This is a genomic window from Dysgonomonas sp. Shenzhen-Wh21 (assembly GCF_043392705.1).
GTDB lineage: Bacteria > Bacteroidota > Bacteroidia > Bacteroidales > Dysgonomonadaceae > Dysgonomonas.
In genome coordinates, this window is the sequence record NZ_JAIXHZ010000162.1 from 59,466 (window position 1) to 66,489 (window position 7,024).

At 35.7% G+C, this 7,024-nt stretch carries 7 protein-coding genes and 1 pseudogene; all 8 read left to right on the plus strand.

The window, feature by feature from the left end; translation table 11 throughout:
* Complete coding sequence (locus LDB17_RS11875; RefSeq protein ID WP_252636925.1) at positions 1 to 1,203, plus strand: hypothetical protein; 1,203 nt, start codon at positions 1 to 3, stop codon at positions 1,201 to 1,203.
* Between the two features lie 45 nt (positions 1,204 to 1,248).
* A complete protein-coding gene (locus tag LDB17_RS11880; protein WP_252636923.1) occupies positions 1,249 to 1,758 on the plus strand; it encodes a hypothetical protein in 510 nt (169 codons plus the stop codon).
* Between the two features lie 45 nt (positions 1,759 to 1,803).
* The gene (locus LDB17_RS11885) at positions 1,804 to 2,286 is read left to right on the plus strand and encodes a hypothetical protein (RefSeq protein ID WP_252636922.1); all 483 of its coding nucleotides are present in this window, start codon (positions 1,804 to 1,806) and stop codon (positions 2,284 to 2,286) included.
* A gap of 110 nt (positions 2,287 to 2,396) precedes the next feature.
* Positions 2,397 to 3,473 (plus strand): tRNA 2-thiouridine(34) synthase MnmA, encoded by a 1,077-nt coding sequence (gene mnmA / locus LDB17_RS11890; protein ID WP_252636920.1) that lies wholly within the window; start codon positions 2,397 to 2,399, stop codon positions 3,471 to 3,473.
* Positions 3,474 to 3,554: 81 nt separating this feature from the next.
* Positions 3,555 to 4,190, plus strand: a complete 636-nt coding sequence (locus LDB17_RS11895; protein ID WP_252636918.1) for a trimeric intracellular cation channel family protein — start codon at positions 3,555 to 3,557, stop codon at positions 4,188 to 4,190.
* A gap of 162 nt (positions 4,191 to 4,352) precedes the next feature.
* Positions 4,353 to 5,078: a YebC/PmpR family DNA-binding transcriptional regulator gene (locus tag LDB17_RS11900; RefSeq protein WP_135104935.1), complete on the plus strand. Its 726-nt coding sequence runs from the start codon at positions 4,353 to 4,355 to the stop codon at positions 5,076 to 5,078.
* A 159-nt stretch (positions 5,079 to 5,237) separates the two neighbouring features.
* Entirely contained in the window at positions 5,238 to 6,464 is a 1,227-nt protein-coding gene (locus LDB17_RS11905; protein WP_252636916.1) for a M48 family metallopeptidase, read from the plus strand.
* Positions 6,465 to 6,538: 74 nt separating this feature from the next.
* Positions 6,539 to 7,024 (plus strand): annotated as a pseudogene (locus tag LDB17_RS11910) (hypothetical protein); the annotation flags it as partial.

The window sequence follows — 7,024 nt, forward strand, 5'->3', positions numbered from 1 at the left end:
ATGGATTTGGATATATTTAAGAAGACTGGTAAAGTAAAAATAACATGTTTATTGTTGATAGTATTAGGGGTAGTTGTGAGACTATTCTTTTTTGACTATATATACTGTGACTATAAATTCTTTTTGAATGAGTGGGTCGAATATATCAGGAATAATGGTTATGCTTATTCATTAAAAGATTCTTTTTATAACTATACGCCGAGTTATATTTACATACTTATATTACTTGCTAAAATTGATGTTTATTCACTTTATAGTATAAAGGTAGTTTCATTACTATTCGATTTTTTAGCCGCTTATTTTATTTCAGCTTTGGTTTATCTGGTAAGTAAAAATAATACGGCCAGATGGATATCGTTTACCCTTGCCACTTTGTTGCCTACAGTTATACTAAATGGAGCACTTTGGTCTCAGTGCGACTCTATTTATTCTTCTTTTGCAATAGGAAGTGTATTCTTCCTGTTGAAACGAAAAAATATTATGTCAATGATATTTCTTGGGATAGCATTCGCCTTTAAGGCTCAGGCTAGTGTCCTTTTGCCATTTTTCTTTATCTATATGATAAGAGGTGGAATTAAATGGTATTACTTCTTTATTATTCCCACTGTGTATGTCTTTTCTTTATTGCCGGCATGGATTATGGGGCGTCCATTAGCGGATTTGATATTAGTATATCAGATGCAGTCTAATTTTGATAATGCATTAGTCTCATTTTTTCCGAATATTTATATATGGATAGAGAACTTCATCCCAATGGATAAGATATATGGTATGCTTTTTACTGCAATATTTGTTTTATCAATGGGTTTTATACTTATGCAGAAAAAATACATATTCACAATGGAATCATGGGTAAAGCTTATCTTCTTAAGTTGCATCATTTGCCCTTTTGTCCTACCTGGAATGCGTGAACGTTATATGTATCTCGGTGATTTAATAGCTGTTGCATATATATGTCTTTACCCGAGAAAAGCATACTTGGCTGTAGGGATACTTTTCGTTTCATTTTATTCTTATATAAGAACGCTTAATTGTTTTGGCGTATTTCTTGGAGATAATAATGTTAATCCTTTGAAAGTATTATCTTTTTTTAATCTTATCCCATGGAAAGCTGTATCTCTCTTATATTTAGGTATAATAATGCTGATTGTGACGGATTTTGTGAAATCGTTGAGAACCAATGTGGTCGAAAAAGAATTCTAGTTGAAAATAAAGAGTAAATTTGTAGATTAATATTATTTGAATGTGATGAAGAAAGTAAGAATCATATTACTATTTATACTTTTGCCTTTGGCCTGTTCTGCTCAATTTTTAGGAGTGGGTGTTCAGTATGCCGATGCCAATGGAAAAGGAAATGACTTCCAGTTTGCAGCCAACGCCTCTTATCCGGTATGGCATAAAAAGAATCCTTTCAATTCTTTTATATCCAGTGGTATCGATTACACGGGAGGGAGCTCACCTGTTGCAGGACTAAACCTGAAACCTATACAGCTTACTAGTTTTATCAGCGAATCGTTATTCAATAAAAATAAGGTAACTATTCTAGTGGGATGCGATGCGGGTTATTTGTTTAACTTCAGGCATGGTAAGGACGGAATTGTGATCACGCCCAATGTATATATAGATTATAAATTCTTTTTTGCAAAAGCGGGGTATGACTTTAACGTAACAGGAAACGAACAGCAGTTCTTTGTCCGTGCCGGATTTTGTTTTGGTATGGGCTCTATCAAGTCCTTTGTGAAAACCGAAATATGGTAATATTCGGATAATAATCATATTTTTAGTATCTGTAAATATAGTATAATGAGGAAAGTCTTTTTTGTCTTTTTTATGCTGATGCCTCTCATGGCGTTCGCTCAATATCTAGGTGTTGGCGCTCAGTTTGCACAAAAAGATAGATTACAGCTTTCAGTAAATAGCTATATTCCTCAGTTTGTGTTGAATGATAAATCCGCACCCTTTATATTCGGAATAGGCGGAGGTACAGATTATATTTCTCCTGCTTCGTCATCGGTTTCAGGTTTAAATATAAAGCCTGCTTCATTCTTTGTTATTACTAACAACTATTCACCATTTACAGCCGCCGTTAAGTTTGATGCAGGTTATAATTTTGGCTTCGGACGTGGTAATGGTATCGTCTTATCTCCTAATCTGTATTTTGACGCTTACATGTGTTATGTTTCGGCAGGTTATGACTATAATACGTTTAATGGCAGAGGTCAATTCTATGTTCGCATTGGAGCAGGGCTCACCTTGGGCCTCTTGAAGTCTTTGATTAATAGGTGATATATAAGAATCTCATTGCTGAATAACTTATAATAGATAACTCTAAACTTACAACTATTTTTACTAATTTTGCAGATTATTTTATCTCGCATTAATTATCCTTTCAAAGAATGAAAATTGCAGCGTTGGTATCGGGAGGCGTAGATAGCTCTGTGGTTGTACATCAACTTAAAGAACAAGGCTACGATCCTACGATATTTTATATACGAATAGGCATGGAGGACGAACAAGGTTATATTGATTGTCCCGCAGAAGAAGATATAGAAATTACAACATATATTGCTAAAAAATATGGTTGTAAGATGGAAGTGGTATCATTACATGAAGAGTATTGGGAAAATGTAGTGAGCTACACAATAGATGCGGTGAAGCGTGGTCTTACACCCAATCCCGACATGATGTGTAACAAGCTGATCAAGTTTGGATGTTTCGAACAAAAATGGGGACACGAGTTTGACAAAATAGCGACAGGACACTATGCTACAACTACAGAAATAAATGGCAAGACGTGGCTGTCGACAGCTAAGGACCATGTTAAAGATCAGACTTATTTTCTTGGACAAATAGATTACCTACAGGTTTCTAAGCTCATGTTTCCGATAGGTAACTTGCTTAAAAGCGAAGTCAGGGCTATTGCTGCACAGGCAGGACTGCCATCGGCTCAACGTAAGGATAGCCAAGGTATTTGTTTTTTGGGTAAGATCAATTATAATGATTTTATTCGCCGGTATCTGGGTGAGCGCAAAGGGAAGATTGTAGAGTTGGAAACAGGTAAAATCTTGGGTAAGCATGATGGTTATTGGTATCATACCATAGGGCAACGCAAAGGCTTAGGATTGAGTGGCGGACCTTGGTTTGTAATCAAGAAAGATACCAAACGAAATATTGTGTATGTTTCTAACGGATACGACCCGGAGACCCAATATGGGAAAGTGGTAAATCTGGCTGGTTTTTCTTTTATCACCGAAGATATTTGGGGCGACTTTGAAGGCTCTAAGGATATAACCTTTAAGATCCGTCATACTCCTGAATTTACAAGAGGTAGAATTGAAAAAATAGGAGACTTATACCGTATATATTCTGATGATAAAGTGCAAGGTATTGCCTCCGGGCAGTTTGGTGTGGTGTACGACAGCGACTCTAAACTGTGCATAGGTAGCGGTATGATTGCAAACGATGAAGATTAAATATTTTTTCATATAGTGGCAACGTAGATTTTATTAGTAAAACTGCCACCTGACACAATTCACAACATAATTCTTTCTACCATGTTCTTTTTTGCTGATTTGACAAACATAGAGGTTGTCGATATAATTGAAGTATTGGGTACAATAGCATTTGCCATCAGTGGTATCCGTTTGGCTTCGGCGAAGCGTTTCGATTGGTTTGGCGCTATTGTCATTGGCTTTGTGACCGCTACCGGAGGAGGAACACTTCGTGATCTTCTTCTCGATGTTCCCGTATTTTGGATGCAGGCGAGCCGTTATATATGGTGTACGCTTTTTGCTTTTATCATAGTTCTTGGTTTTCGTAAATATCTGGTTCATCTCAATAATACGATTTTTTGGTTCGACTGCATTGGCCTCGGGCTATTTGTTGTTGTAGGATACGAAAAAGCTTTGGTGCTTGGTTATCCTATATGGGTATGTGTATCTATGGCTACGATAACCGGTATAGTAGGGGGGATAATACGAGATATTCTTATCAATGAAGTTCCCATAGTATTTACTCAGGAACTATATGCGGTTGCTTGTATTCTGGGTGGAATATTGTTTAGCATTCTTTATTATTTCGATATCCAGTTGTTAGTGATAGAAGTTTCCACAGCCGTATTTGTAGTGGTGATTCGATTTTTTGCTACCAGATATCATATCAAATTACCGATACTAAAAGGAGAGGAGTAGGTAGGGGATAATTTTTTATACCTCGGTTATACGCTTCAGAAATGATATCCATATAGTTTTGGGATGAATATTCTTCATTCAGTAAAATTTAGGAGGTTTGTTCGATAATTTTTATACTTTTGCATAGCAAAAAACAAGATAATAACGATTATATAAATATTTATGGGAAGAGCGTTTGAATACCGCAAAGCGACAAAGCTGAAACGCTGGGGGAATATGGCCCGCGTATTTACTAAGTTGGGAAGACAAATTACTATAGCTGTGAAAGAAGGCGGTCCCGAACCGGATACCAATCCTCGTCTTCGTGTATTGGTACAGCAGGCAAAAAAAGAAAATATGCCTAAAGAGAACGTAGAACGTGCCATCAAAAAAGCTACATCGAAAGATGAGGCTGATTATAAAGAGGTGGTATATGAAGGATACGGACCTTTTGGTATTGCGATAGTAGTAGAAACTGCGACAGACAACCCTACCCGTACGGTCGCTAATGTGCGTAGCTACTTCAATAAGCATAACGGATCTCTTGGTACATCAGGTAGCCTTGAGTTTTTGTTCGACCATAAATGTGTATTTAAGATTGCACCCAAAGAAGGTGTTTCGTTAGAAGACCTAGAGCTCGAATTGATCGATTATGGTGTGGATGAATTAGAACACGATGAAGATGATATTATCCTTTATGGTGAATTCAAATCTTACTCCGAAATACAAAAATATCTTGAAGAAAACGGCTATGAAATTCATAGTGCCGAGTTTGAACGCATTCCGAACGATCTGAAAGAACTAACAAAAGAGCAACAGGAGCAGATCCAAAAGTTACTGGATAAATTTGAGGACGATGATGATGTTCAGAATGTTTTCCACAATATGAAAGAAGACTTCGAAGAATAACAATGTATAGGAATATCTCAAAAGCTGTAGGATCTTAATCTTACAGCTTTTTTTTGTGAGTTCATGTATTTGTATTTAAGACTATTTCATTTTGATAATAATTGTCCCTAAGTTTAATTTTTACTTTCGTATATTTGTTTTCTTTAAGAAAAAATATCTATGTCATTATATCTGAGTATCATATTACTGATTGTCGTTCTGGATTTTTTATGGACACAATACCTAGCATACCGTAACAGGAAGCGTATGAGTCCCGAAATTCCTTCTCAGTTGGAAGGGATTTATGATGATGAAGAATATGCAAAGCAACAGGCATATCAGAAAGTAAATAGCCGGTTTAGTCTTTATACGAGCTTATTTTCTTTTGTGATATTACTATTTGTCTTATGCTTAGGACTTTTTGGCTGGTTAGATGAATTGCTCCGTCAGTATATCACCAATGAGATATTTTTATCCCTTGCTTTCTTTGGTATTGTCTATTTACTCAATGAAATCATAACCCTCCCGTTTGCCTATTACAGTACTTTTGTGATAGAAGAACGGTTTGGATTCAATAAGTCTACCAAAACTATTTTCTGGCTCGATCAACTAAAGGGACTTTTGTTAGCAGTTGTTTTGGGAGGAGCTATTCTGGCTCTTATTGCATGGATGTATACTGCAATCGGTGAATTGGCGTGGCTTTATGCTTGGGCTGCTATTACTGTGTTTTCGTTGTTTATGACCTTATTTTATTCTAATATAATTGTGCCATTATTTAATAAGCAAACACCTTTGGAAGGAGGAGAGTTGCGTGATGCAATTGAAGCTTTTGCTCAAAAGGCTGGATTTGCAATTAATAATATCTATGTAATGGATGCTTCGAAGCGTTCGACCAAGGCCAATGCTTACTTTACAGGATTTGGAGCAAAGAAACGTATTGTCTTGTTTGATACGTTGATCAATGATCTTGATAAAGACGAGATTGTGGCTGTACTGGCTCATGAGATAGGACATTACAAGAAGAAGCATACACTGCAAGGTATGTTTATTTCTATTTGTTATACAGGAATCATGTTGTTTTTACTGTCATTGCTTCTCGACAATAAAGATATTGCGGTAGCTCTGGGTGGACAGTCGGCATCGTTTCATCTAGGTCTTATAGCTTTTTCTATTTTCTTTACTCCCGTTTCTTTTGTTATTAATGTGCTTTCGAGTATTCATAGTCGTAAAAATGAATATCAAGCAGATAGTTACGCCGCTGGCTTTGGGTTGGGCGATTCGCTTATTAGCGGGCTGAAGAAACTGTCAGTTAAATCATTAAGCAACCTGAATCCTGATTCTTTATATGTGTTTTTTAATTATTCTCATCCTACATTATTGCAGCGTATAAAAGCAATAAAAAAATAAGAATATCATTTAAACCTTTATTATCGGCTTAGGTCTTATAATTATACACAATGTTGTACTTAATATAATACACTATGAAACGCATATATATAATTCTTGTTTCTGCTCTTATAAGTATGAGCCTTTATTCTCAATCGGTTAGAGATAGGGAAGTAAGGAAAGATTTCTCGATGGATAAATACCAGAGTAATATAAGTAGAGATATTTTTGGTTATTTACAATACGAAGATCGTAGAGGAGGAAAAGCTTCGCTAAAAAAAGATATTTTCGACAACTGGATATATAGTGATAATAGAAATAACGAAGTAAAATACTCTAAAGAATATTGGAATTCTATACTTCAAGATTTTCACCAAAATGATAAAAGAATCTTTCAATGGTTGATAGAAATGTATGCCGATCAGTCAAACTATAAAGAGGAATACAAAGTCGATATTTTGGGTTATCAGCAATACGAAAACAACAAAGGACAAAGAGCATCTCTCAAGAAGGATATTTTTGACGCATGGGTATACAGCGATAGTAGGAATAACGAAATAAACCATTCTATCAAAAATATC

Coding starts and splice junctions, on each gene's coding strand:
- LDB17_RS11880 (WP_252636923.1), top strand. CDS start 1,249: ATGAAGAAAGTAAGAATCATATTACTATTTATACTTTTGCCTTTGGCC.
- LDB17_RS11875 (WP_252636925.1), top strand. CDS start 1: ATGGATTTGGATATATTTAAGAAGACTGGTAAAGTAAAAATAACATGT.
- mnmA (WP_252636920.1), top strand. CDS start 2,397: ATGAAAATTGCAGCGTTGGTATCGGGAGGCGTAGATAGCTCTGTGGTT.
- LDB17_RS11895 (WP_252636918.1), top strand. CDS start 3,555: ATGTTCTTTTTTGCTGATTTGACAAACATAGAGGTTGTCGATATAATT.
- LDB17_RS11885 (WP_252636922.1), top strand. CDS start 1,804: ATGAGGAAAGTCTTTTTTGTCTTTTTTATGCTGATGCCTCTCATGGCG.
- LDB17_RS11905 (WP_252636916.1), top strand. CDS start 5,238: ATGTCATTATATCTGAGTATCATATTACTGATTGTCGTTCTGGATTTT.
- LDB17_RS11900 (WP_135104935.1), top strand. CDS start 4,353: ATGGGAAGAGCGTTTGAATACCGCAAAGCGACAAAGCTGAAACGCTGG.